General features: G+C 73.6%; 20 protein-coding genes and 7 tRNA genes. 12 read left to right on the forward strand and 15 right to left on the reverse strand.

Annotation, left to right across the window (positions count from 1 at the left end; all coding sequences use genetic code 11):
• Positions 1–42 precede the first annotated feature (42 nt).
• The gene (locus Sfulv_RS03910) at positions 43–768 is read left to right on the forward strand and encodes a 3'-5' exonuclease (protein ID WP_173311393.1); all 726 of its coding nucleotides are present in this window, start codon (positions 43–45) and stop codon (positions 766–768) included.
• Positions 769–847: 79 nt separating this feature from the next.
• Here the strand turns inward: Sfulv_RS03910 and Sfulv_RS03915 are convergent.
• Together Sfulv_RS03915 and Sfulv_RS03920 are read right to left on the reverse strand one after the other, a co-directional pair.
• Positions 848–919: transfer RNA gene (locus tag Sfulv_RS03915), tRNA-Val, on the reverse strand.
• Between the two features lie 39 nt (positions 920–958).
• The gene (locus Sfulv_RS03920) at positions 959–1,405 is read right to left on the reverse strand and encodes an SRPBCC family protein (protein WP_173311396.1); all 447 of its coding nucleotides are present in this window, start codon (positions 1,403–1,405) and stop codon (positions 959–961) included.
• 114 nt (positions 1,406–1,519) lie between these two features.
• Here Sfulv_RS03920 and Sfulv_RS31395 point away from each other — a divergent pair, with 114 nt between their 5' ends.
• Together Sfulv_RS31395 and Sfulv_RS03925 are read left to right on the forward strand one after the other, a co-directional pair.
• Complete coding sequence (locus Sfulv_RS31395; protein ID WP_371874624.1) at positions 1,520–1,792, forward strand: hypothetical protein; 273 nt, start codon at positions 1,520–1,522, stop codon at positions 1,790–1,792.
• Positions 1,762–3,969, forward strand: coding sequence for an SCO7613 C-terminal domain-containing membrane protein (locus tag Sfulv_RS03925; protein WP_371874625.1), 2,208 nt, complete (start codon positions 1,762–1,764; stop codon positions 3,967–3,969). Before Sfulv_RS31395 ends, Sfulv_RS03925 begins: the two co-directional genes overlap by 31 nt.
• Positions 3,970–4,286: 317 nt before the next feature.
• On the opposite strand, the gene Sfulv_RS03930 is transcribed toward Sfulv_RS03925, so the two are convergent.
• A tRNA-Val gene (locus tag Sfulv_RS03930) sits at positions 4,287–4,358 on the reverse strand.
• Between the two features lie 63 nt (positions 4,359–4,421).
• The gene (locus Sfulv_RS03935) at positions 4,422–4,874 is read right to left on the reverse strand and encodes a TIGR02611 family protein (RefSeq protein ID WP_173311398.1); all 453 of its coding nucleotides are present in this window, start codon (positions 4,872–4,874) and stop codon (positions 4,422–4,424) included.
• A gap of 190 nt (positions 4,875–5,064) precedes the next feature.
• Here Sfulv_RS03935 and Sfulv_RS03940 point away from each other — a divergent pair, with 190 nt between their 5' ends.
• Complete coding sequence (locus tag Sfulv_RS03940) at positions 5,065–5,478, forward strand: SsgA family sporulation/cell division regulator (protein WP_016905455.1); 414 nt, start codon at positions 5,065–5,067, stop codon at positions 5,476–5,478.
• A gap of 384 nt (positions 5,479–5,862) precedes the next feature.
• On the forward strand, positions 5,863–6,435 hold the full coding sequence (locus Sfulv_RS03945; protein WP_173311401.1) for a CGNR zinc finger domain-containing protein: 573 nt from the start codon (positions 5,863–5,865) through the stop codon (positions 6,433–6,435).
• Between the two features lie 64 nt (positions 6,436–6,499).
• On the opposite strand, the gene Sfulv_RS03950 is transcribed toward Sfulv_RS03945, so the two are convergent.
• Positions 6,500–6,655: a hypothetical protein gene (locus tag Sfulv_RS03950; protein ID WP_164711272.1), complete on the reverse strand. Its 156-nt coding sequence runs from the start codon at positions 6,653–6,655 to the stop codon at positions 6,500–6,502.
• Between the two features lie 162 nt (positions 6,656–6,817).
• Positions 6,818–7,267 (reverse strand): hypothetical protein, encoded by a 450-nt coding sequence (locus Sfulv_RS03955; protein ID WP_173311404.1) that lies wholly within the window; start codon positions 7,265–7,267, stop codon positions 6,818–6,820.
• Positions 7,268–7,421: 154 nt separating this feature from the next.
• On the opposite strand from Sfulv_RS03955, the gene Sfulv_RS03960 reads away from it, so the two are divergent.
• The gene (locus tag Sfulv_RS03960; protein WP_173311407.1) at positions 7,422–7,937 is read left to right on the forward strand and encodes a DsbA family protein; all 516 of its coding nucleotides are present in this window, start codon (positions 7,422–7,424) and stop codon (positions 7,935–7,937) included.
• A 30-nt stretch (positions 7,938–7,967) separates the two neighbouring features.
• Here Sfulv_RS03960 and Sfulv_RS03965 read toward each other — a convergent pair whose 3' ends face one another.
• From Sfulv_RS03965 to Sfulv_RS03975, 3 genes are read right to left on the reverse strand one after another with little or no spacing between them, the layout of a single operon-like run.
• Positions 7,968–8,804, reverse strand: coding sequence for a GNAT family N-acetyltransferase (locus tag Sfulv_RS03965; RefSeq protein WP_173311410.1), 837 nt, complete (start codon positions 8,802–8,804; stop codon positions 7,968–7,970).
• A gap of 49 nt (positions 8,805–8,853) precedes the next feature.
• Complete coding sequence (locus Sfulv_RS03970) at positions 8,854–9,675, reverse strand: aminotransferase class IV (protein ID WP_173311413.1); 822 nt, start codon at positions 9,673–9,675, stop codon at positions 8,854–8,856.
• Entirely contained in the window at positions 9,672–10,709 is a 1,038-nt protein-coding gene (locus tag Sfulv_RS03975) for a chorismate-binding protein (RefSeq protein WP_173317569.1), read from the reverse strand. The genes Sfulv_RS03970 and Sfulv_RS03975 overlap by 4 nt, the downstream gene beginning before the upstream one ends.
• A gap of 163 nt (positions 10,710–10,872) precedes the next feature.
• Here Sfulv_RS03975 and Sfulv_RS03980 point away from each other — a divergent pair.
• From Sfulv_RS03980 to Sfulv_RS04000, 5 genes are all read left to right on the forward strand, one after another.
• Positions 10,873–10,945: transfer RNA gene (locus tag Sfulv_RS03980), tRNA-Gly, on the forward strand.
• Between the two features lie 37 nt (positions 10,946–10,982).
• A tRNA-Cys gene (locus Sfulv_RS03985) sits at positions 10,983–11,056 on the forward strand.
• A gap of 1 nt (position 11,057) precedes the next feature.
• Positions 11,058–11,129 (forward strand) — tRNA-Val (locus tag Sfulv_RS03990).
• A gap of 19 nt (positions 11,130–11,148) precedes the next feature.
• A tRNA-Val gene (locus Sfulv_RS03995) sits at positions 11,149–11,220 on the forward strand.
• Positions 11,221–11,243: 23 nt separating this feature from the next.
• Positions 11,244–11,318 (forward strand) — tRNA-Val (locus tag Sfulv_RS04000).
• 110 nt (positions 11,319–11,428) lie between these two features.
• Here the strand turns inward: Sfulv_RS04000 and Sfulv_RS04005 are convergent.
• From Sfulv_RS04005 to Sfulv_RS04015, 3 genes are all read right to left on the reverse strand, one after another.
• A complete protein-coding gene (locus Sfulv_RS04005; protein ID WP_173311416.1) occupies positions 11,429–11,731 on the reverse strand; it encodes a TFIIB-type zinc ribbon-containing protein in 303 nt (100 codons plus the stop codon).
• 64 nt (positions 11,732–11,795) lie between these two features.
• A complete protein-coding gene (locus Sfulv_RS04010) occupies positions 11,796–12,782 on the reverse strand; it encodes a phosphotransferase family protein (protein ID WP_173311419.1) in 987 nt (328 codons plus the stop codon).
• 233 nt (positions 12,783–13,015) lie between these two features.
• Entirely contained in the window at positions 13,016–13,222 is a 207-nt protein-coding gene (locus tag Sfulv_RS04015) for a hypothetical protein (RefSeq protein ID WP_173311422.1), read from the reverse strand.
• 590 nt (positions 13,223–13,812) lie between these two features.
• Here Sfulv_RS04015 and Sfulv_RS04020 point away from each other — a divergent pair.
• Positions 13,813–15,153: a serine/threonine-protein kinase gene (locus Sfulv_RS04020; RefSeq protein ID WP_246352998.1), complete on the forward strand. Its 1,341-nt coding sequence runs from the start codon at positions 13,813–13,815 to the stop codon at positions 15,151–15,153.
• A 10-nt stretch (positions 15,154–15,163) separates the two neighbouring features.
• Here the strand turns inward: Sfulv_RS04020 and Sfulv_RS04025 are convergent, their stop codons facing one another.
• The 3 genes from Sfulv_RS04025 to cobT form a co-directional block, all read right to left on the reverse strand.
• The gene (locus Sfulv_RS04025) at positions 15,164–15,982 is read right to left on the reverse strand and encodes a TrmH family RNA methyltransferase (protein ID WP_173311424.1); all 819 of its coding nucleotides are present in this window, start codon (positions 15,980–15,982) and stop codon (positions 15,164–15,166) included.
• Positions 15,983–16,048: 66 nt separating this feature from the next.
• Positions 16,049–17,302, reverse strand: coding sequence for a uroporphyrinogen-III C-methyltransferase (cobA, locus tag Sfulv_RS04030; RefSeq protein ID WP_173311427.1), 1,254 nt, complete (start codon positions 17,300–17,302; stop codon positions 16,049–16,051).
• A gap of 326 nt (positions 17,303–17,628) precedes the next feature.
• Positions 17,629–20,847 (reverse strand): nicotinate-nucleotide--dimethylbenzimidazole phosphoribosyltransferase, encoded by a 3,219-nt coding sequence (cobT, locus tag Sfulv_RS04035; protein ID WP_443098603.1) that lies wholly within the window; start codon positions 20,845–20,847, stop codon positions 17,629–17,631.
• Positions 20,848–21,266: the final 419 nt, after the last annotated feature.

Below are 21,266 nucleotides of genomic sequence, written 5' to 3' on the forward strand. Positions count from 1 at the left end.
AGGAATCATGCCATCCGCCGTGCGGGTGCGAGGAGTTCGGGGATGATGCACTGGTTCGAAGGCCCACTGGCCGCTTTTGACACCGAGACGACAGGCGTGGACGTCGAGGAGGACCGGATCGTCTCGGCCGCTCTCGTCGTCCAGGACACCGCGGGCGGGCGCACACGGGTCACCCGCTGGCTGGTCAATCCGGGGGTCCCGGTGCCCGCCGGGGCCACCGAGATCCACGGCCTGACCGACGATCACCTCCAGCGCAGGGGCCGTTGGCCCGCGCCGGTGGTCGAGGAGATAGCCCGGGCGCTGGCGGAGCAGTGCGCGACGGGACGCCCGCTGGTCGTGATGAACGCGCCGTTCGACCTGACCCTGCTCGACCGGGAGCTGAGGAGGCACAGGGCGTCGTCGCTCAGCCGCTACCTGCAGAACTCACCGCTGTGCGTGCTGGACCCGCGCGTGCTCGACAAGCATCTGGACCGCTACCGCAAGGGCCGCCGCACGCTGTCGGACCTGTGCGCGCTGTACGGGGTGGCGCTGGAGGAGGCGCACGACGCCGCGGCCGACGCGGCGGCCTCGATGGAGCTGGTACGGGCGGTGGGGCGGCGCTTCTCCGGACGGCTGGAGCAGCTCACCCCGGCCGAGCTCCACACCCTCCAGGCCGTGTGGCACGCGGCGCAGGCACGTGGTCTGACGGCGTGGTTCGCGAGGAGCGGGACGCCTGAGGTGGTGGACCCGGCGTGGCCGCTGCGCCCGGAGCTGCGCACCGCCGCCTGAGACCGGGACCGCCGCCCCGGCGCGTACGGGAACGCGGAAGCCGGCCCGTCGACGGTGCTGACGGACCGGCTCTTCCCGGTGGGCGATACTGGTTTCGAACCAGTGACCTCTTCGGTGTGAACGAAGCGCTCTCCCACTGAGCTAATCGCCCGGGAACGGGTTGAACCATACAGGGCGCCGCGGGCTCGGTTCAAACTCCTCGCAGCAGGGCCCTGAGTCCGCGGTGCCCCGAGCGCATCATCAGGGCGTGGTTGGCGCGGAAGACGAGGCGTCCGGGTACGGCGACGCGCCGCATCAGCGCGCGGCGGACGACGACCTCCTGCTCGTACACCGCTCTGCTCCCGCCGGTGCGCGGAGCGACGGTCCAGCGGGCCCAGCCGTCCAGATCGCCGGTCATCTCCACTTCCAGTACCCCGGTGCGGGGGTCCCGGCGGGTTCGACGCAGGTCGACGACCAGCTCGTAGGGCAGGAAGGAGCGGAAGCGCGCGGTTCCGCTCGTGTCGTCGGCGGCGGTGACCGCGCGCACCTCGGGCCACCACCGCGGATACTCCTCGACGCGTTCGAGCGCGGTGTAGACGGTGGCGGGCGGTGCGGGCATTTCCCAGACGCTCGTGAAGCGGTAGTGACTCCAGTCCATGTATTCAAGTCTGCGCGCCGAGGCGCCTACTCAGTCGCACCCGCCGCGGAACATCCCGGGAACTGAGTATCCGAGCGCATGTACGAGGGTGTGGCAGGGGCCACACTCGCGTCCATGAATCATCTGCCGCCACCCGCCGAGGAACTGGCGCTCCTCGACCGTGAACTGGTGCGGCTGGACGCCCGAAGGGTCCAGCTGCTGCACCGGCGTACCTGGCTGCTCGGTGTGCTGCAGCAGCCGGCCACCCCGCTCCCGCCCTTTCCCGCACACCCTGTGCCGCCGGCCGCCGGTCGCTACGCCGCCCCGCTGCGCCCCGGGGCCCCGGCCGGGCAGCCGCGCCCCGCAGTGCGCAGAACGTGCTGCTGTCCCTGGGCGGCCTGCTGCTGATCATCGCGGCGATCGCGTTCACCCTGGTCAGCTGGGGCGCCATGGGCATCGGTGGCCGCTCCGCCGTGCTCGCGGCGGTGACGGCCGGCGCCCTCGTCGCGCCCGCCGTCCTGCTGAAGCGCGGTCTGTCCTCGACGGCCGAGTCGCTGGCCGCTCTCGCACTGGTGCTGACGGTGCTCGACGCGTACGCGCTGCACGCGGTGGCGGCGCCGGACACGGACGGTCTCGTCTTCGCGGCCGTCGCCTCCGGCGTACTGGCCGTGGGGTGGGCGGGATACGGGCTGGCCCTGCGCGGACTGCGCCTGCCGCTGCCGGCGGCCGTGGTGGCCGGTCAGCTGCCCCTGGTGCTGTGGGCGTGGGCGGCGGGGGCGCCCACGCTCGTCTTCGGGTGGGCGCTGCTGGTCACCGCTGCCGTGGACGGTGCGGTCGCGTTGTGGGGCAAGGGGCTCGCGGTGCGGGTCACCGCGGGCACCGGCGCGGCGGTGACCGGGCTGGTCGCGCTGGGGCTGGGGCTGCTGAAGTCGGTGTCGGCGGACGGGCCGCTGCCCGCGGTGTGGCCAGGGTGCCTGCTGCTCGCCGGAGCGGGAGTGGCGTGGGCCGGGGCCAGGTGGGCCCAGCGGGAGTTCGCACTGGCCACCGGCTGTCTGGCGGGGCTCGCCGCGGTGGCGGCGGTGGGCGGCGTGCTGCGGACGGCGGTGCCGCAGGACTGGTCGGTCGTGGCGTACCTGGTGTGCGCGGTGGTGCTCCTGGCCGCGCTGGGGGCCCGGGTCCCGGGCCACGCGGGGCGGGGCGCGCTGACGGCCGGCGGGATCGTGGTCGCGGGCGCGGTGCTCTGGGCACTTCCTCCGGTGGCCGCGGTGCTGCTGGGTCCGATGTCGCTGCTGACGGACGTGTGGTCGGGCGCCCCGGACGGAATCCGGGAGGCGATGGGGGCTACGGTGCCGTGGCCGGGCATGGCGGCCTCGCCTGTGGTGCTCGCGGTGGCGGCGGGTGTGCTGGGCGCGGCGTACAGGTACGGGCCCGCGCAGGCGCCCGGGGCGCCGGTCGCGGCCGGCACCGGGTGGCGCGACGGGGCGGCGGCCGGTGGCCTGTGCCTCGGCTGGGCCGCCCTGCTGGTCGTGCCGGCCGCGCTGGATGCCGGGTACGCGTCGGCGGTGCTCGTGGAGACGGTGCTGGTGGCCGTGGTGCTGGCGGTCGCGGTGCGTGGTCCGGCGGGTGTGGCGGTGACCGCGCTGGCGTGCGCCGTTGCCGGGGCGGCTGCGGTGGGTGTGCTGTCGCTGGCCTGGGAGGCGGCGACGTACGCGGTGTCCGGGGTGCTGCTGGCGCTGTTCGCGGGCGCGGCGGTCCGGTCGCGGATGACCTCGGTGCGGGCGGTGTCGGCCTGCGTCGCGGTGCTGTGCGGGATCGTGGTGACGTCCGCCGCGGCCACGTCGCTGGGTCTGGCGGCCCACGAGGGCGCACCCGTCCTGCTGGTGGTCCCGGCGGTGACCGTGCTGCTCGGGTTCCGGCTGCGGGGCGGCCCGGTGGGGTCGGCGGTCGAGCTCACGGGGGCGTTCGGCGCGGTGATCGCGGTGGCGTCGTCGGCGTCGGACGCGCCGTTCCTGGCCCTGGTGCTGGCGCTGTGCGGGGTGCTGGCGGCGGGTACCGCGGTGCGCCCGGAGCGCAGGCGGATCGCCGGGTACCTCTCGGCGGTGCTGTTCGTGGCGGCCACGTGGGTGCGGCTGGGCGCGTCCGGGGTGACGGTCCCCGAGGCGTACACGCTGCCGGTGACGGTTCCCGCCCTGGTGGTGGGTGTGCTGCGGCGGCGCCGTGATCCGGCGGCCTCCTCGTGGACGGCGTACGGTCCTGGCCTCGCGGCGACGCTGGTGCCGAGTCTCCTCGCGGCGTGGGCCGATCCGTACTGGGTGCGGCCGCTGCTGCTGGGGTGCGCGGCCCTGGGGATCACGTTGGCGGGGGCCCGGTTCCGGCTCCAGTCGCTGCTCCTGCTGGGCGGTACGGTGCTGGCGCTGGTCGCGCTGCACGAGCTGGCACCCTATGTGGTGCAGGTGGCCGGGACGCTGCCGCGCTGGCTTCCGCCCGCGCTGGCGGGGGTGCTGCTCCTGGTGGTGGGGGCCACCTACGAGCAGCGGTTGCGGGACGCCCGGCGCCTGCGGGAGGCCCTGGGCCGGATGCGGTGACGTGGGCGGATTCGCGGTGGCCGTCGCTGTTGTCGAACTTCTCCCAGGGACGGGCGGCGAGCTTCCCGCCGCCCGTCCGCACGGCGGCGTACGCACCGAGGCGTGAGTGCCCCTGGAAGAGGATCAGGTCACCGGGGCGGGACACGGCCGCGGGAGCGCGCGCCGCGACAGCGCGGGTGGGAGCGGTGACCGCCCTCATGGATGACGCGCGGAAAAGGTGCGCCGCCGTCGGCGGAGAGAGGGCCGCGCGGCGGGCCCGGCCGGAGAACGCCAGAGGGCCCGTGAGACTTCTCAGTCTCACGGGCCCTCTGCCCGGGTGGGCGATACTGGGTTCGAACCAGTGACCTCTTCGGTGTGAACGAAGCGCTCTCCCACTGAGCTAATCGCCCGGGCACACGGCAAACATTACCCCATGTCACCGGCGCTCCGGGACCATCCGGAGCGGCCCGCGATCACTGCGCGATCTCCCACGGCATGGCGATGCCGAACTTCCACAGGTACACCGCGACCAGCACCGCGACGACCACGAGACCGACCGTGGTGAGTATGACGTTTCGCCTGCGCACCTTGGGATCGAGGGCCTTCTGGGCGGCCTCGGTGACCTTGCGCCTGGTCCAGCGCAGCACGAGCTGCGCCCAGACGAACTCGGTCGCCCAGATCGCCATGCCACCGAAGATCACGAACCAGCCGGGACCCGGCAGCACCAGCATGGCGACGCCCGCCGCCACCACGGCGAGGCCGATGACGAACACCCCGACCTGCCAGCTCATGTGCAGGGGTTTCGACGCCTTGATGAAGGACGGCGCCCGCGATCCCAGCTCCCGCCCGGCCCCCGCCGCACCCTCGTCGGCGGGCTGGGGGGCCTGCGCGGTGGCCCCTCTCCGCTCGTCACTCTCCGCATTCATGGTCACCAACCTACCTGAACGGTCTCCGTCACCGGAATGGCCGCATAACGCGAAGTCACACACGCCCGTACGAGGGACCCGAAGGGCCACAAATGGGTCAGAGGGGTTTACAACGCCACCGTAGGTGGCATGTCGATTTCGCCGACGTGCGAATCCCCGAGCGCACACTGAGCGAAAGGCCCTGGCGCTTATGAACACCACGGTCAGCTGCGAGCTGCACCTGCGCCTCGTTGTGTCGAGCGAGTCCTCACTGCCTGTACCCGCGGGCCTGCGGTATGACACGGCCGATCCCTATGCCGTGCACGCCACCTTCCACACCGGAGCGGAGGAGACGGTCGAATGGGTATTCGCCCGCGACCTCCTTGCCGAGGGGCTGCACAGGCCCACCGGCACCGGAGACGTCCGCGTCTGGCCATCACGTAGTCACGGCCAGGGCGTCGCCTGTATCGCGCTGAGCTCCCCAGAGGGCGAGGCCCTGCTCGAAGCCCCGGCGAGGGCCCTGGAGTCGTTCCTGAAGAGGACCGACGCCGCGGTTCCGCCGGGCACCGAGCATCGCCACTTCGACCTCGACACGGAGCTCTCGCACATCCTGGCCGAGAGCTGAGCCAGGCCGAGAGCCGCGGAACGCCGTCCGACTCGGGGCGACGGCGTCACGTGGACAACCTCATAGGGCACATACCGGCGCCGTCACCGCGGAATCCACCGCGGTGACGGCGCCGGCGCACGTCCGGGCCGCGCCCCGCAGGCCGCCGTCCTCCGAGCCGCCTCGGCCACCGGTCCCGGACCGGCACTTCCCGCCCCCGGCCCTCGCCTCCACCCGCGAAGCACCCGGCGCGGCCGCCACCGGGGCCGCCAGGGGCCGCGGGACCGCCCGGCTGATCCACTTGGTCGCCGCGACGTCCCCGGGCCCGCTCCGGCCGGATGGGCCCTTCGTGAGCCAGTAGAGTCAGCGGCGGGCGCCCGCCCGCCGGATTCCAGGGAGCGAAGCGTGCTGATCCCACACGACACCCGGATCGCCCTCGACACGGTGGTCGATCTGGTGAACACCGCGCCGGAGTCCGAGCTGCCGGAGAGCGAGCGGACGGACGGCCTCCCCGACGTGGAGGCGCTCTACGACTTCGCGGAGCGGCACCTCATCAGCGGTGTCGCCCGGCTCGCCGAGAAGGACCTGCGGGCCGTGCGGGCCGTACGCGCCAGGTTCGCGGAGATCTTCGCCGCGCCCGACGCCCGCGCCGCGGCCGATCTCATCAACCGGCTGGTGGCCGCGGCCGGAACCACCCCGCAGCTCACCGACCACGACGGTTACGACTGGCACGTCCACTACTTCGCCCCGGGCGCCTCGATCGCCGACCACCTCGCCGCCGACTGCGGCATGGCCCTCGCCTTCATCGTCGTGACGGGCGAGCAGGAACGGCTGCGGCGGTGCGAGGCACCGGACTGCCGGCACGCCTTCGTCGACCTGTCCCGCAACCGTTCACGGCGCTACTGCTCCAGCCGCACCTGCGGCAACCGGCTCCACGTCGCCGCGTACCGGGCCCGGCGCAAGGAAGCCGCCCGCTGACCCGCCCGGCCCGGGTCGCCGCGTGCGGGGCCGCCCTCCCCGGCACGGGGTGCCGCGCCGGTGCTCACAGCAGGAACAGGTCGTGCAACGCGGCCATCAGCAGCAGGCTCCCGATCACCGTGAGGAAGATCATCAAGGGCGGCTGGGAAAGAGCGAAGAGGCAGCCACGCGGCTCTTCGGCGGGGGGTGCGGGGGCTTCGCCCCGGGATGTGTCCACCATCTCGGGCGATCATGGCGTAGTCGACCACCGGTTGGCGATCAACACACTTTTTCGAAAAGGGAGTTCAGCCCTCCCGTGGCCGGTATGAATCGCTCCGGTGTCCGATCCGCCATCAGGCTTTCGGGACCTCGGGATCGCGGGGACCCGTTTCCCCGCCCGGCCTCAGAGACCGTGCTTCTTCAGGATGGCCTCGATGTCGCTGAAGTCGTCGGCCGGGGCCGCGGCCCGCTCCTTCCCCGGCTTCGGGCGGGGCAGCCCGGCCGGGCTGCCCGTGGCCGGCGGAGGCGCCGGGGCGGCGGGCGCCACGTTGCCCTTCCGTGCCGCGCGGGCGGCCTTGCGGTCCACTCGGGTGGTACCGCGCCGGCGTTCCACCGCTCGCGTCGTCATGAAGAGCAGCCAGGACAGTCCGAGCACTCCGAAGCCGAGCCAGACGCTCGGCCTGAAGGCGATGCCGGACACCCACTCGACGACTCCGGTCATCACCAGGCCGACCGGAATCAACGAGTACGCGGCGATCCGGGTGGCGGCGAGGAACCGTTTGCGGTAGGCGGTGACCGCGGCGATGCCCAGGCCCGCCGCCGAAGCCGCTGAACAGATGGTCTCGGCAAGCATCAGGGCCTCCAGGGCGTGGGAAACGTCCCTTCCATCCTGCACCGTCACCCGTGCCGGGGCCACGACCCCGTTCCACCCTCAGGGACATCTCAGGGCCGCGCTCCTCCCCAGGTCCCGATTGGGAAGCTCCCTTCCGGCCTGAAAGACTGATTTCATGAGCGAAACCACACCCCCGGCCCCGGTCGTCCTCGACATCTGGTGCGACCTCCAGTGCCCCGACTGCCACCAGGCCCTCACCGACGTACACGCGCTGCGCGCCCGGTACGGCGACCGGCTGGACGTACGCCTGCGGCACTTCCCCCTGGAGAGGCACAAGCACGCCTACGCCGCCGCGCAGGCCGCCGAGGAGGCGTACGCGCAGGGCGTGGGCTGGCCGTACGCCGAGGCCCTGCTCGCCCGTACCGCGGACCTGGCCCGCGCGGGCGAGTCGGTGCTCCTCGACGTGGCACGGGAACTCGGCCTGGACGCCGAGGAGTTCGACACGGCCCTGATCGACGGCCGGCACCTCCTGATCGTCGACGCCGACCAGGCCGAGGGCAAGGCCATCGGCGTGACCGGGACTCCCACGTACGTGATCGGCGACGAGCGGCTCGACGGCGGAAAGAGCCAGGAGGGGCTGCGCGCGCGGATCGAGGAGATCGCCGACCGGCTGGTCGCCGCGCGGGGCTGACCGGAACCGCAGGGGACGAGGCCGGGCCGGTTACAGTGGCTTGGCCAGGTTGTGGTTGGTCGTCTCGTAGCCCAGGGACTCGTACAGCCGGAGCGCCGGGGTGTTGGCCGCGAAGACGTGCAGCCCGAGACGGTCCACGCCGGCGGCCAGCGCCATTCCCTCGGCCTCCAGCATCAGCGCACGGCCGTAGCCGCGCCCCCTGAACTCCTCGCGCACCTCGACGTCGTAGACCCAGCCCGTCCACTCCCCGGGGGTCTTCTCGTGCCGTGCCACCCAGATATGGCCGACCGCTTCCCCGTCGTGGAGCAGTACGTGCAGCCGGACGCCCTGGGAGGCCGGTCCGTCGGGCAGCAGCCGGGCATGGTCGGCCTCGGACTTGCGCAGGGCCTGGTCCGCGGGGACTCCGCGGTCGATCCAGTCCTGGGCGTAGGCCGTGACGGCGGTGGTCTCCCACTGCCTGAACTCGTCATCGGACAACGGGCGTGCGACGAGCCCGCCGGGCAGTTCGGGAGGGGCCTGCGGCAGTGACTTGACCATGTTGCGGCTGCGCTCCGTGTAGCCGAGCGCGGCCGCGAGCCGCTGGGCGCCCTCGTCGTCGGCGGGGATCTCCACGCGGACCTGTACGCAGCCCCACCCCCTGAGCACTTCCTCGGCGGCGAGCACGGCGATGGTGCCGCGGCCCCGTCTGCGCTGCGAGGCGTCGATGCGCAGCGAGCGGAGCACTCCTGCCGCCGCTCCGAACGCCGGGTCGGTGGCGATCACGACCGCGCCGACGGGGCGCCCGTTGTCGCACACGTCGTAGGCGCGCTCCCGTGCGCCGTCGGCGCCTTGCTTGCTCGGCCCGCTCGGCCGCAGGGTGGTGGTCATCAGACGATGTTCCACCGCGCACGGCGGCCCGTCACCCGTTTTCGCACCTTCAGGGGTCGAGGTCGTCGCCCGCTCGCTCGTCGAAGACGCGCATGGCCTTCGCGGTCACCGGTCCGGGGGCGCCGGGGAGTTCCCGCGCGTCGACGCGGTGAACGGCCTGGACGTCACGGGTGGTGGAGGTCAGGAAGATCTCCTCCGCGTGCTCCAGCACCTCGGGCGACAGCTCGGTCTCCCGCGCCCCGGTCCACTCCACGGCCAGGGCGCGGGTGATCCCGGCGAGACACCCCGAGGCGAGCGGCGGGGTGTGGATCTCTCCGTCCAGGACCACGAACACGTTCGATCCCGTGCCCTCGCAGAGCTGCCCCACCGTGTTGGCGAAGAGCGCCTCGGAGGCCCCCTGGCCGTGGGCGCGGGCGAGTGCCACGACGTTCTCCGCGTACGAGGTGGTCTTGAGCCCGGCGACCGCACTGCGTTCGTTGCGCGTCCAGGGCACGGTGATCACGGCCGTGGAGTCCGGGCGGCGGCTCACCTCGCCCAGGGCGACGACGAGTCCGGGCGCGTTGTCGCCGCGGTCCGAACCGAGCGGGGAGATCCCTCCGGTGTACGTGATGCGCAGCCGGCCGAGCGGCAGGGGCGTGGCGTCGGTCACCGTCCGGGCGGCACGGCGGATCTCGTCGTGGTCCGGGTCGGGGAGGCCGAGGCCCCTGGCCGACCGGGTCAGCCGCTCCAGGTGCCGGGTGAGGGCGAAGGGGCGGCCCTGGACGGTCTTGACCGTCTCGAACACGCCGTCCCCGACGGTGAGCCCGTGGTCGAGCACGGACACCCGTGCGTCGTCGGCGTCGTGCAGTTCGCCGTTGACCCAGATCATCATGGTGCGGTCCTTCCGGTCTCCTCGTAGGTGCCCGACGCTACAGCGAGCAGCCGGGACGCCTTCAGTTCGGTCTCCTGCCATTCGCGTTCCGGGTCGGAGTCCCAGGTGATGCCCGCGCCGGTGCCGAAGCGCAGGGCCGGGGCGGCGCCGGTGCGGTCGATCCAGAACGTCCGTATCCCCACGGCGAGGCCGGCGGTGGCCCGGTCGGCGTCCACCCAGCCGACCCCTCCGCAGTACGGCCCCCGCGGCGAGGTCTCCAGGGCTTCGATGATCCGCAGGGCGCTGGACTTCGGCGCCCCGGTGACGGAACCGGGCGGAAAGGCGGCCCCGAGCAGTTCCGGCCACCCCGCGCCGTCCGCGAGCCGTCCCCGCACGGTGGAGACGAGGTGGACGAGGCCGGGGTGCTTCTCGACCACGCAGAGGTCGGGCACGGTGACGCTCCCGGTGGCGCAGACCCGGCCGAGGTCGTTGCGGACCAGGTCGACGATCATCACGTTCTCCGCGTGGTCCTTCTCCAGCAGATCCTCCTCGGTGCGCCCCGTGCCCTTGATCGGCCCCGACTCGACGGTCCTGCCGTCCCGCTCCAGGAAGAGTTCGGGGGACGCGGTGGCGATCTCGACGCCCTGTGCGGGCAGCCGGATAGTGCCCGCGTACGGAGCGGGGTTGCCGCGTGCCAGGAGGGCGGTGAGGGCGTCCACGTCACCGGCCGCCCCGTCCGGCAGGGGCGCGGACATCACCCGGCAGAGGTTGGCCTGGTACACCTCACCTGCCGCGATGTGTTCACGGATGCGCCGCACACCGGCCATGTAGGCGCCCTTGTCAAGGGATGAGGTCCAGTCGCCGACAGCCGGTCCGCGCCACGCCCCGGGCAGGGGCGCGGGCACCTGCTCCCTCCGTACGTCGGAGAAGCGGGCGCAGACCAGACCGCCTTCGAAGTCGGCGCTGACGGCCCAGAAGCCGGAGGAGTCGAGAGCCGCGGGATCACTGGTCACATCCCGCAGACCTGAGGCGACGAGGCCGCCGAAGCGGGCCATGGGAGCGAGGTCGTACACGCTGGTGAGTCTAGGACGGCACGCCCTGACCTGCGCCGGGGCGAGTTCACCTCGGCAAGCTGCGCAAACGCGTTTTTGTACTGGCCCGGGAATCCGCTAGAGTTCAACACGTCGCCGGGACGTGCAAGCGCTCCGGGAGTGACAAGCGGACGTAGCTCAGTTGGTAGAGCGCAACCTTGCCAAGGTTGAGGTCGCCAGTTCGAACCTGGTCGTCCGCTCGCAGAAAGTGGGGGGTCTTCCCGAGCCCTCACTCCTGGTGGAGTGGCCGAGAGGCGAGGCAACGGCCTGCAAAGCCGTCTACACGGGTTCAAATCCCGTCTCCACCTCCAAGGACGATTAGCTCAGCGGGAGAGCACTTCCCTGACACGGAAGGGGTCACTGGTTCAATCCCAGTATCGTCCACCGGTCCGCAAGGATCCCCGCGCGATTAGCTCAGCGGGAGAGCGCTTCCCTGACACGGAAGAGGTCACTGGTTCAATCCCAGTATCGCGCACGCAGTACACGCGGGGTCACCCTGCGCGATTAGCTCAGCGGGAGAGCGCTTCCCTGACACGGAAGAGGTCACTGGTTCAATCCCAGTATCGCGCACCATCCGAAACCCCCGGTCGTCTCGACGACCGGGGGTTTCCGCGTGTCAGCGCGCGAACCGCGGCACGGCCGGGACGCGGCGCGTCCGGGCCGTGCCGCGGGGCGGCCGGGGCTCAGGAGGAGAAGAGCATCCGGCCGAAGCCCTTCTGGCGGTGGTGGCCGTAGTGGCCACCCTGGTGCTGCGGATGCTGCGGAGCGCCCCACGCGGGGGCCGGGGCGGCGGGGTACGCCTGCGGGGCGACCGGCGGCGCGGGAGCGGGCGGCGCCTGCTGCGTCCACTGCGACTCCAGACGGGTCAGGGACTCCAGCTCGCCGTAGTCGAGGAAGATCCCACGGCACCCGCCGCACTGCTCGATCTGGACACCGTTGCGGTTGTACGTCTGCATCTGGGCGTGACACTTGGGGCACTGCATCATCTGGTCGGCTCCTCGCCGTCGGTGGGCGTCGCCGGACATCCTGCCCGGCTGCGGTCGGTTCACCCTACGACGGGCGTTCGACGGCCAACTCGGGCGGGAGGGAAGCTATTCGGGCACAGGCGTCGATCATCATCTGCTCCACCTCATCCGGACGACGGCCCTCAGCGGTGGACTTGGCGAAGGCGAGCGCCGCGGTCTGGACGGTGAGCGCCCGGGCCGGCACGTCGAGCTCCGGCCACGGGTCTCCCCCGCCCCGCACGGCGGGGCCGCGCGCGGAGCGGTAGGCGTTCAGGAAGCGGAGCCAGATCCCGGGCGGCAGGAGTCCTGCGGCGTACCAGGCCGCGGGGCGCGCGAGATCCCAGGCGGCGTCGCCCAGACCGCTGTCGTCGACGTCGATCAGCAGCCAGGGGCCGTGGGGCGCGGGGTGCCGGACCAACTGGCCGAGGTGCAGGTCCCCGTGGCAGAGGAAGCCCGCGCGGTGTGCGGGCGTGGGCCCCTCGTCGCGGGCCCAGGCGGGCAGCCCGTGCCAGGCCGCCAGTACGGGGCGGGTCGCCGGGTCGCCGGGCCGGGCCGCGCGCATCCGGGCGACGGCGAGGGCGGCCTTGGCGGGGCCCCGCATCGGCGGGAGCGGCCCGGGCGGCGCCGTGCCGTGCAGCCGGGCGAGGAGGACGGCAGCCGCCTCCCAGGGGGCGGCGTCCGGATCGGAGGGGTCGACGGGTGCGCCGTGCGGCCAGAGCGTGACGGGCCGGCCCTGGACGTACGTCTGCGCGGGACCCGGCCTGGACGGGTCACCGGAGCGCGGCGCAGGGAGCGGCGGGAGCAGGACGCCTGCCAGGGCGGGCGTCGCGGCCAGTGCCAGACGGGAGGTCAGGGCCGGGCCGTCCGTGTCAGGGGCGTGGGCCTTGGCCACGATCCTGCCCCTGCGCACGACCGCCCCGTCCGCGCGGTCGGCCAGCACCTGGGCCGGGGCGCAGTCGCAGGAGGCGGCCCGGGGATGGGCGCTCTCGTGCGCGAGGTCGCCCAGTGCGCGTACGACCGCGGTCGTGGTCATGGACTCCCCCGGAGGTCACGGGCCCGGTCCGGTCGCCGGTGCCGGTCCCGAGCGTACGTGCCGGGCGTCCGGGGAACACGTGCGGCGGGAAGGGTGCGGGCCCCGGACAGCGCGATGCCCGGCCAGCTCCCCAGCTGGCCGGGCAAACGCTGCCGTCCGCCGCACCCCCGTCCCCACGGGGTTGTTGGCCGGATGTCCCGGTCCGGACCGCTCTTCCGGACCCGGGGCGCCGCTCAGCGCCCCAGCATCACGCCCACGGACGACGCTTGTGTGACCACCGCGTCCCAGCCGCCAAAGACGACTGCGAGCAGGGCCGCCAGAGGAAGAACCATGGCCGTCGCCACCAGTGGGTGGCGCGTGCCGGACGGACGGGCACCGGACGAGGCGTGCGCCCTGCGTCCCTGTGTACGGATCATGGTCCGCGTGGCCGTGTCCGACATGGTTCCTCTCCTGACCTGTTTGTGGAGCGGCGGGCATCCGCCTCGGGGGACGAGTGCTTCGCCCGCCGCTTGATCTCAACAGTAGGGAGCTCCCGGGCACGGGTCGTCATGCCCGCGTACCGATTGCCGGGCCTCCCGGAGGATGAGCTGTCGGTAGTCGGCGTACTCCCCTGGGTGGAGACGCGGCGCCGGGTCTTGGGGACATCCCGGAGGGGATGCCTTCGGGCCCCGGGGGTGTACGGCACGGGCGAGTGACTTCACTCACTTCGGCCACCCCCCGCCGGACGGCCCGCGCCACCCGGCGGCCTGCCCCGCCGACCTCCGTGCCCTATGTTCGGGTCGCGGCATTCGCCCGCCCGGCCGTCTCGGCGCGAGTGCCTCTCACCGATCCAATCCCCTTTCCGCGGCGGGACTTTGGCGTCGCGCGCGGACCGGGGCGCCCGCGTCTGCCGCTTCCTGACCGCTCCTCACGTCCACCGCCCGGCGCCGGCAATCGATTCCGCGGCGAGGGCGCGGCCTCTGAGCGTGCCGGGCGGCGGGTACGTAAGCTGTGCCTCGTCAGGCGGACCAGGCAGCGGGGATGGGCAGACATGGCGATGATGCGGCTCCGGCGCGAGGACCCGCGTCTCGTCGGCTCGTTCAGGCTGCACCGGCGGCTCGGTGCGGGCGGCATGGGTGTCGTCTACCTGGGCTCCGACCGGCGCGGACAGCGCGTGGCGCTCAAGGTGATCCGCCCGGATCTGGCCGAGGACCAGGAGTTCCGTTCGCGTTTCGCGCGCGAGGTGTCCGCCGCCCGGAGGATTCGGGGCGGGTGCACGGCGCGCCTGGTGGCCGCCGATCTGGAGGCGGACCGTCCGTGGTTCGCGACGCAGTACGTGCCGGGCCCCTCGCTCCACGACAAGGTCGCCGAGGAGGGCCCGCTGTCGGCCGCCGAGGTGGCCTCGATCGGGGCGGCTCTCTCCGAAGGACTGGTGGCGGTCCACGAGGCCGGTGTCGTCCACCGCGACCTGAAGCCGTCGAACATCCTGCTCTCCCCCAAGGGCCCCCGGATCATCGACTTCGGTATCGCCTGGGCGACCGGGGCGAGCACGCTCACGCACGTCGGTACGGCGGTGGGATCGCCCGGTTTCCTCGCGCCCGAGCAGGTGCGGGGCGCGGCGGTGACCCCGGCGACCGACGTCTTCTCGCTGGGAGCCACGCTGGCCTATGCCGCGATGGCCGACTCGCCTTTCGGGCACGGCAGTTCCGAAGTGATGCTCTACCGCGTGGTGCACGAGGAGCCGCAGCTGTACGACGTGCACGACGCGCTCGCCCCGCTGGTCCGCGCCTGTCTGGCGAAGGACCCCGAGGAGCGGCCGAGCACGCTGCAACTGTCCATGCGGCTCAAGGAGATCGCGGCGCGCGAGGCGCAGGGACTGCACGACAGCCGGCCTCCGGCGCAGCGCTCCGCCCCAGACCCCGACCGGCCCACCGGCCGGATGGACGCCCCGTACCAGGAGCAGCAGTCACGCCGGGCGGGCGAGGCCGAGTCGGCGTCCCGGCCGCAGGGGCAGCGCTCAGCCTCCTCCCGCTCCGCCGCGTCCGCCCCGCCCCGCCCCGGAGGCTCACGGCGGCAGGCGGCCCGCAACACGACCCGTCCGGGGAAGCGGCCCAACGGCACGCAGGGGACCAACGGGCAGGGCCGCCCCGGTACGCGGCCCGGCGCGCGGACCACCTCCACCGGGCGGCGGCCCGCCAATCCCCCTCTGCTGCGGCAGCGCCTGGTCGTCTTCGTCGTCGTCACTCTGCTGGTGGCCCTGGGGATCGCCGCGGCTCAGGGATGCCAGGGGCCGGCGCGCGGGCTGGGCGACGGGCAGACCTCCGGACCGGCCAGGGCCCAGCCGCACGAGCGGCCCGCCACCGCGCCGCAGCCGCCACGGACCGGGCGGTGACCCTGCCCCGTCAGCTCAGGGCGCGTCCGGTCGCCACCGCGTAGAAGGCGACGGCCGCGGCCGCGCCCACGTTGAGCGAGTCGACGCCGTGCGCCATCGGGATGCGCACCCACTCGTCGGCGGCCATGAGCGCCCGGGCGGACAGGCCGTCGCCCTCCGCGCCCAGCATCAAGGCCACCCGTTCCAGCCGGTGCGGCGCGGCGTCGTCGATGCTCGACGCCTTCTCGTCGGGGGTGAGTGCGAGAAGCCTGAAGCCGGCCTCCCGTACCCCGTCCAGCGCCTTGGGCCAGGTGTCGAGGCGGGCGTACGGGACGGAGAACACGGCGCCCATCGACACCTTGACCGCACGGCGGTAGAGCGGGTCCGCGCAGTCCGGTGAGAGCAGGACCGCGTCCATGCCGAGTGCGGCGGCACTCCGGAAGATCGCGCCGACGTTGGTGTGGTCGTTGACCGACTCCATGACGACGACGCGGCGGGCCGCACGCAGCAGTTCGCCGGACGTGGGCAGCGGTGTGCGCTGCATGGAGGCGAGGGCGCCGCGGTGCACGTGGTAGCCGGTCACCCGCTCGGCGAGCTCGGGGGTGACCGCGTACACCGGGGCGGGGACGTCGTCGATGACGTCGCGCATGACGTCGACCCACTTGGCGGAGAGCAGCATCGACCGCATCTCGTACCCGGCGTGCCTGGCACGTCTGATCACCTTCTCGCCCTCGGCGATGAAGAGGCCCTCCGCCGGCTCCCGCCTGCGCCGGAGCTCGACGTCGGTCAGGCCGGTGTAGTCACCCAGGCGGGGGTCGTCGGGGTCGTCGATCGTGATGAGTTCAGCCACGGGTGATACTGCCTTGTCCGGTGTGAGGTGCCGACGGCGCGGATGCGGATCGATGACCGCCGGAGGTCACCCGGCGGTGGTGGCGAGAGGGCCGGGGCCGACGTTCACGACGTCACCGATGACGATCACGGCCGGCGGGCGGACGTCCTCGGCGACGGCCCGCTCGCCCACGGTCGCGAGGGTGGCGTCGACGCGGCGCTGAGCCGCCGTGGTGCCCTCCTGGACCAGGGCGACCGGGGTGTCGGGGGCCTTGCCGTGGGCGATGAGCGCGGCGGCGATGGCGCCGATCTTGTCGACGGCCATCAGCAGGACGAGGGTGCCGCGCTGCTGCGCGAGGGCCGCCCAGTCGACCAGGGAGCGCGGGTCCTCGGGGGCCACATGGCCGCTGACCACCGTGAACTCGTGGGCGACCCCTCGGTGGGTGACGGGGATTCCGGCCGCACCGGGGACGGAGATGGAGCTGGAGATGCCGGGTACGACGGTGCAGGGGATGCCCTCCGCGGCCAGTGCCTGGGCCTCTTCCATGCCGCGGCCGAAGACGAACGGGTCGCCGCCCTTGAGGCGCACCACGGCCTTGCCTGCCTTGGCGTGCTCGATCAGCGCCTGGTTGATCGCCTCCTGGGCCATGAAACGGCCGTACGGGATCTTGGCGGCGTCTATCACCTCCACGTGCGGAGGGAGCTCGTCGAGCAGGTCGCGGGGGCCGAGCCGGTCGGCGATGACGACGTCGGCCTCGGCGAGGAGGCGGCGGCCCCGCACCGTGATCAGGTCGGGGTCGCCCGGGCCGCCGCCGACCAGCGAGACGCCGGGGGTGTGCGTGCGGTGGTGGGGCGCGGCGAGGGTGCCGTCGCGCAGTCCCTCGACGATGGCGTCGCGCACCGCGGCGGAGTGGCGTGGGTCGCGGCCCTGCGAGGTGGTGGTGAGCACGGCGACGGTGACGCCCTCGCTGCGGCCGGTCGCCGGGGTCCAGGCGGTGGCGGCCTCGGCGTCGTCACTGCGCACGCACCAGGTACGGGTGCGCTCGGCCTCGGCGGACGCGGCGTCGTTCGCGACGGCGTCGGTGGAGGCGATGAGGGCGTACCAGGTGTCGGTGAGGTCCCCGTCCCGGTAGCGGCGGCGCTCCCAGCGGATCTCGCCCGCGTCGGCCATCGCCTCGACGGAGGGGGTGGCGGACGGGGACACCAGGGTGATGTCGGCGCCGGCCGCGATGAGTGCGGGGAGGCGGCGCTGCGCGACCTGTCCGCCGCCGACGACGACTACGCGGCGCCCGCGCAGGCGCAGTCCGACGGGGTAGGCGGGGTGCTCGGCGTGCTCGGCCATGGCTGTGCGGGCTCCTCGGGCAGGGTGCAGTGCAGATGCGGAGTGCTGCGGTGTGCTGCTGGCCGCTGCGGCGGTGGAGCGGCTGAGACGTGCGGGGTTGGAGGCGCGCGGGGCGCGGGTGGGGCGTGGGACCACGATACGGGGTGGTGGACCGGGGGCGGGATGTGCGGGGGCGCTGGGACGGGGCCCGAGGGCCGCCCCAGCCTGCGGGACACGGTCCCTCGCCGGGTGACTCCGTCTCCCCCTGCTTCGGGGCCCGGCCCCCGGTGCGCACGTAGTGCCCTCGGACGCCGGGCGGGCCGCTGGGGCCCGCCCGGCGGGGGGCTCTACTTCTCCGTCACTCCTGCCGAGTCGAACGTCGCCACCTCGTGCATCGCACGGGCCGCGCTCTGCACGATGGGGAGGGCCAGAAGCGCTCCCGTCCCCTCGCCGAGGCGGAGGTCGAGGTCGACCAGGGGGCGCAGACCCAGCTTGTTCAGGGCGGCGACGTGACCCGGTTCCGCGCTGCGGTGGCCCGCGATGCAGGCGGCGAGGGCCTCGGGGGCGATCGCCCTGGCGACCAGGGCGGCGGCTCCCGCGCTGACTCCGTCCAGGATGACGGGCGTACGCAGCGAAGCGCCGCCGAGCACGAACCCGGCCATCGCCGCGTGCTCCAGGCCGCCGACCGCGGCGAGCACGCCGATGGGGTCGGCGGGATCGGGCCGGTGCAGGTCGAGGGCCCGGCGGACCACGTCGACCTTGCGGGCGTGCATCTCGTCGTTGATGCCGGTGCCGCGACCCGTGACCTCAGCCGCGTCGAGACCCGTGTAGACGCAGATCAGCGCCGATGCGGCCGTCGTGTTGGCAATGCCCATCTCACCGGTCAGCAGGCCCTTGTTGCCCGCCGACACGAGGTCGCGGGCCGTCTCGATACCCACCTCGATGGCCGCCAGCACCTCCTCGCGGCTCAGCGCGGGACCGGTCGTGAAGTCCGCCGTCCCCGCACGGACCTTGCGGGGAAGGAGACCGGGCGTCGCGGGCAGCTCGGCGGCCACCCCGACGTCGACCACACACACCTCGGCACCCACCTGGGCGGCGAAGGCGTTGCACACGGCACCGCCGCCCAGGAAGTTCGCGACCATCTGCGCGGTCACCTCCTGCGGCCAGGCCGTGACGCCCTGGGCGTGCACCCCGTGGTCCCCCGCGAAGATCGCGACGGCCGCGGGCTCCGGGATCGGGGGCGGGCACATCCTGGACAGCCCGGACAGCTGCGCGGAGATGATCTCCAGCATGCCGAGCGCGCCCGCCGGCTTCGTCATCCGCTTCTGACGCTCCCACGCCTCGCCGAGCGCCTTGGCGTCCAGCGGGCGGATGTTGGAGATGGTCTCCTGGAGCAGGTCGTGCGGCTCCTCACCGGGCAGCGCGCGACGGCCGTACGTCTCCTCGTGCACGACCCAGGCCAGCGGGCGGCGCTTGGACCAGCCCGCCTGCATCAGCTCGGGCTCCTCCGGAAACTCGTCGACGTAACCGACGCACAGGTACGCGACGACCTCAAGGTGGTCGGGGAGTCCCAGCGCGCGGACCATCTCGCGCTCGTCGAAGAAGCTGACCCAGCCGACGCCGATCCCCTCGGCCCTGGCGGCGAGCCAGAGGTTCTCCACGGCGAGGGCCGAGGAGTAGGGGGCCATCTGCGGCTGCGTGTGCCTGCCCAGGGTGTGGCGGCCGCCCCGGGTGGGGTCCGCGGTGACGACGATGTTCACCGGGGTGTCGAGGATGGCCTCGATCTTCAGTTCCTTGAACTGCTTGGCGCGGCCCTTGGGAAGCGACTGGGCGTACGCGTCGCGCTGGCGCTGTGCCAGTTCGTGCATGGACCGCCGGGTCTCCGCCGAGCGGATGACGACGAAGTCCCAGGGCTGCGAGTGGCCGACGCTGGGCGCCGTGTGGGCCGCCTCCAGGACGCGGAGCAGCACCTCGTGCGGGATCGGGTCGCTGCGGAAACCGTTGCGGATGTCCCGGCGCTCCCGCATCACACGGAAGACGGCTTCGCGCTCGGCGTCGCCGTATCCGGGAGCGGGCGGGGAGATCGCGGCGAGTTCGGTGGATTCGCCGGGTTCGTCGGCTTCGTCGGGTTCCTCGGCCGGCTGCGGCGCTTCGGTCGTTACGACGGTTTCGGCCGTTTCGGCCGCCGGGGCGGGGGCGGGCTCCTCGGCGGGAGCCGGGGTTTCGGCGGGCTCCTCGGCGGGGGCCGGTGCCTCCGTGGCCTCTTCGGCGGGTACCGGTTCTTCGGCGGGAGCCGGGGCCTCGGCGGGAGCCGGGGCCTCGGCGGCCTCCTCGGCGGGAGCCGGTTCCTCGGCGGGAGCCGGGGCCTCGGCGATGACCGGTGCGGCTGCCTCTGCGGGGGCCGGCTGCTCCGCGGGGAGCTCCGCCGGGAGCTCTTCCGGGGTGGCGGTCACGGCAGGCTCCGCGATCTCCGGGGTCTGCGCGGTCGCAGGGGTTTCCGGGGTCTCCGTGGTATCCAGGGTCTCGATGTGCTCGGGGCCCGTGGCGAGCTGAGGTTCGGCCACTGCCCACGGGACCGGCTCGGGGGCCGGCACGGGCTCAGGGGTCGGGGCAGGCTCCGAGGTCAGGACGGGCTCAGGGGTCGAGCCCGCGTCCACGGCCACCGCCGGTTCCACGGCAGGAAGCGGCTCGGGCTCTGCCGCTGTCTCCTCGACGCCGGGAATCTCCGCGGGGGCCCCCGGGGCCGGGGCCGCCTCGACGACCGGCTGCGGCTCCGGGGCCGCCTCGGCGACGGGCGGCGCCACCGGTGCGGGCTCCGTCACGGGTTCCGGTCCGCTCACGGCCTCCGGCTGCGGGGCCGTGGCGGGGGGCACGGCCTCCGGCGGTGCGGGCTGCTCGGCGGCTGCCGCCTCGGGGGCCACATGCTGCTCGGCCGCCGGTGTCGGGGCGGGAGTCGGCGTCGTCTGCACGGAATTCTCGACCGGCGCGAACCGGTCCGCGGGGTCGGCCTCAGCCACCTGAGCGGTGGCGGGTGCGGGCGCGACCACCTCGGCCACGAGCTCTGCGGGCGCCTCGGGTGTTTCGGCCGGTGCCTCCGCGGGAGCCTCGACGACCGGTTCCGGCTCCACCGTGACTGGGGCCGACGGGACCACCGGGGCGACGGCCTCGGCCGCCGGCTCCGGCTGGGGAGCCTGCTCAGGCTCCGGCTGGGGCTGAGATGCCGTAAGCGCCTGCGGGTCCTGGGGTGCCTGAGCGGCGACCGGCTGCGGGGGCTGTGCGGCCCACGGGGCCGGTGCCTGCGGCGGGATCTCGCTCAGCTGCGGGCCGGGCTGCGGTACCACCTCGGCCGGCGCCTCGAAGTACTCGGGGCCCATGGGCGGCGGTCCCGCGTGCCGGGCCGGTGCCGGGGTCTGCGGTGAGGCGCTGGGCCCCCGGTCGGCCAGCGAGCGGACCACGCCGCCGCTCGGCGTACCCCCGCTGGGCGTACCGCCGAAGGAAGGCGCCTCGGTGGAGGCGGGGCCACGGTGCAGCGGCCTGCGCGTGGGAGCGGCGGCCTGGGCGCCCACCGGGACCGGCGCGGGTGCCTGGGCCTGAGCCGGGGCGGACGCGGGAGGCGGGACGCGTACCCCGTTGAGGTCGACCGAACCGGTGTCGCGGCCACCGGACTCGTGGGTTCCCGCGAGCTGTTCCACCTGCTCGGCCGGGGGCGCGGGCTGGAACTGATGTCCGTACGAGTGGTCCTGCGGCGGGGCCTGGGGGCACTCCGCACGGGAGCCTGGACATAGCTCTGCGGCTGGTACGCGGCCTGCCCGGCCGCTGGTGCGTACGCCGCGGGCTCGGTCTGGGCCGGCTGCGGGTCGCTCCAGGCGCCCTGGGAGGTGGGCATCAGGAGAAGGTCGTCGTCCTCGGATGAGTGCTCGGAGGGGTCGAGGAAGGTGTAGGCGTCCGGGGCGGGGACGCCCGGCTGCTCCACCATGCCTGCCTT

The sequence above is a fragment of the Streptomyces fulvorobeus genome (assembly GCF_013167895.1).
Taxonomy (GTDB): Bacteria; Actinomycetota; Actinomycetes; order Streptomycetales; family Streptomycetaceae; genus Streptomyces; species Streptomyces fulvorobeus.

What these genes read in the sequence shown, in the direction of transcription:
- Sfulv_RS03935 (WP_173311398.1), bottom strand. Translation starts at nt 4,874, where the DNA reads ATGAATGCGGAGAGTGACGAGCGGAGAGGGGCCACCGCGCAGGCCCCC.
- Sfulv_RS04015 (WP_173311422.1), bottom strand. Translation starts at nt 13,222, where the DNA reads ATGTCGGACACGGCCACGCGGACCATGATCCGTACACAGGGACGCAGG.
- Sfulv_RS03950 (WP_164711272.1), bottom strand. Translation starts at nt 6,655, where the DNA reads ATGGTGGACACATCCCGGGGCGAAGCCCCCGCACCCCCCGCCGAAGAG.
- Sfulv_RS03940 (WP_016905455.1), top strand. Translation starts at nt 5,065, where the DNA reads ATGAACACCACGGTCAGCTGCGAGCTGCACCTGCGCCTCGTTGTGTCG.
- Sfulv_RS31395 (WP_371874624.1), top strand. Translation starts at nt 1,520, where the DNA reads ATGAATCATCTGCCGCCACCCGCCGAGGAACTGGCGCTCCTCGACCGT.
- Sfulv_RS03970 (WP_173311413.1), bottom strand. Translation starts at nt 9,675, where the DNA reads ATGATGATCTGGGTCAACGGCGAACTGCACGACGCCGACGACGCACGG.
- Sfulv_RS03910 (WP_173311393.1), top strand. Translation starts at nt 43, where the DNA reads ATGATGCACTGGTTCGAAGGCCCACTGGCCGCTTTTGACACCGAGACG.
- Sfulv_RS03975 (WP_173317569.1), bottom strand. Translation starts at nt 10,709, where the DNA reads ATGGCCCGCTTCGGCGGCCTCGTCGCCTCAGGTCTGCGGGATGTGACC.
- Sfulv_RS04020 (WP_246352998.1), top strand. Translation starts at nt 13,813, where the DNA reads ATGGCGATGATGCGGCTCCGGCGCGAGGACCCGCGTCTCGTCGGCTCG.
- Sfulv_RS03920 (WP_173311396.1), bottom strand. Translation starts at nt 1,405, where the DNA reads ATGGACTGGAGTCACTACCGCTTCACGAGCGTCTGGGAAATGCCCGCA.
- Sfulv_RS04010 (WP_173311419.1), bottom strand. Translation starts at nt 12,782, where the DNA reads ATGACCACGACCGCGGTCGTACGCGCACTGGGCGACCTCGCGCACGAG.
- Sfulv_RS04005 (WP_173311416.1), bottom strand. Translation starts at nt 11,731, where the DNA reads ATGATGCAGTGCCCCAAGTGTCACGCCCAGATGCAGACGTACAACCGC.
- Sfulv_RS03955 (WP_173311404.1), bottom strand. Translation starts at nt 7,267, where the DNA reads ATGCTTGCCGAGACCATCTGTTCAGCGGCTTCGGCGGCGGGCCTGGGC.
- cobA (WP_173311427.1), bottom strand. Translation starts at nt 17,302, where the DNA reads ATGGCCGAGCACGCCGAGCACCCCGCCTACCCCGTCGGACTGCGCCTG.
- Sfulv_RS03960 (WP_173311407.1), top strand. Translation starts at nt 7,422, where the DNA reads ATGAGCGAAACCACACCCCCGGCCCCGGTCGTCCTCGACATCTGGTGC.
- Sfulv_RS03965 (WP_173311410.1), bottom strand. Translation starts at nt 8,804, where the DNA reads ATGACCACCACCCTGCGGCCGAGCGGGCCGAGCAAGCAAGGCGCCGAC.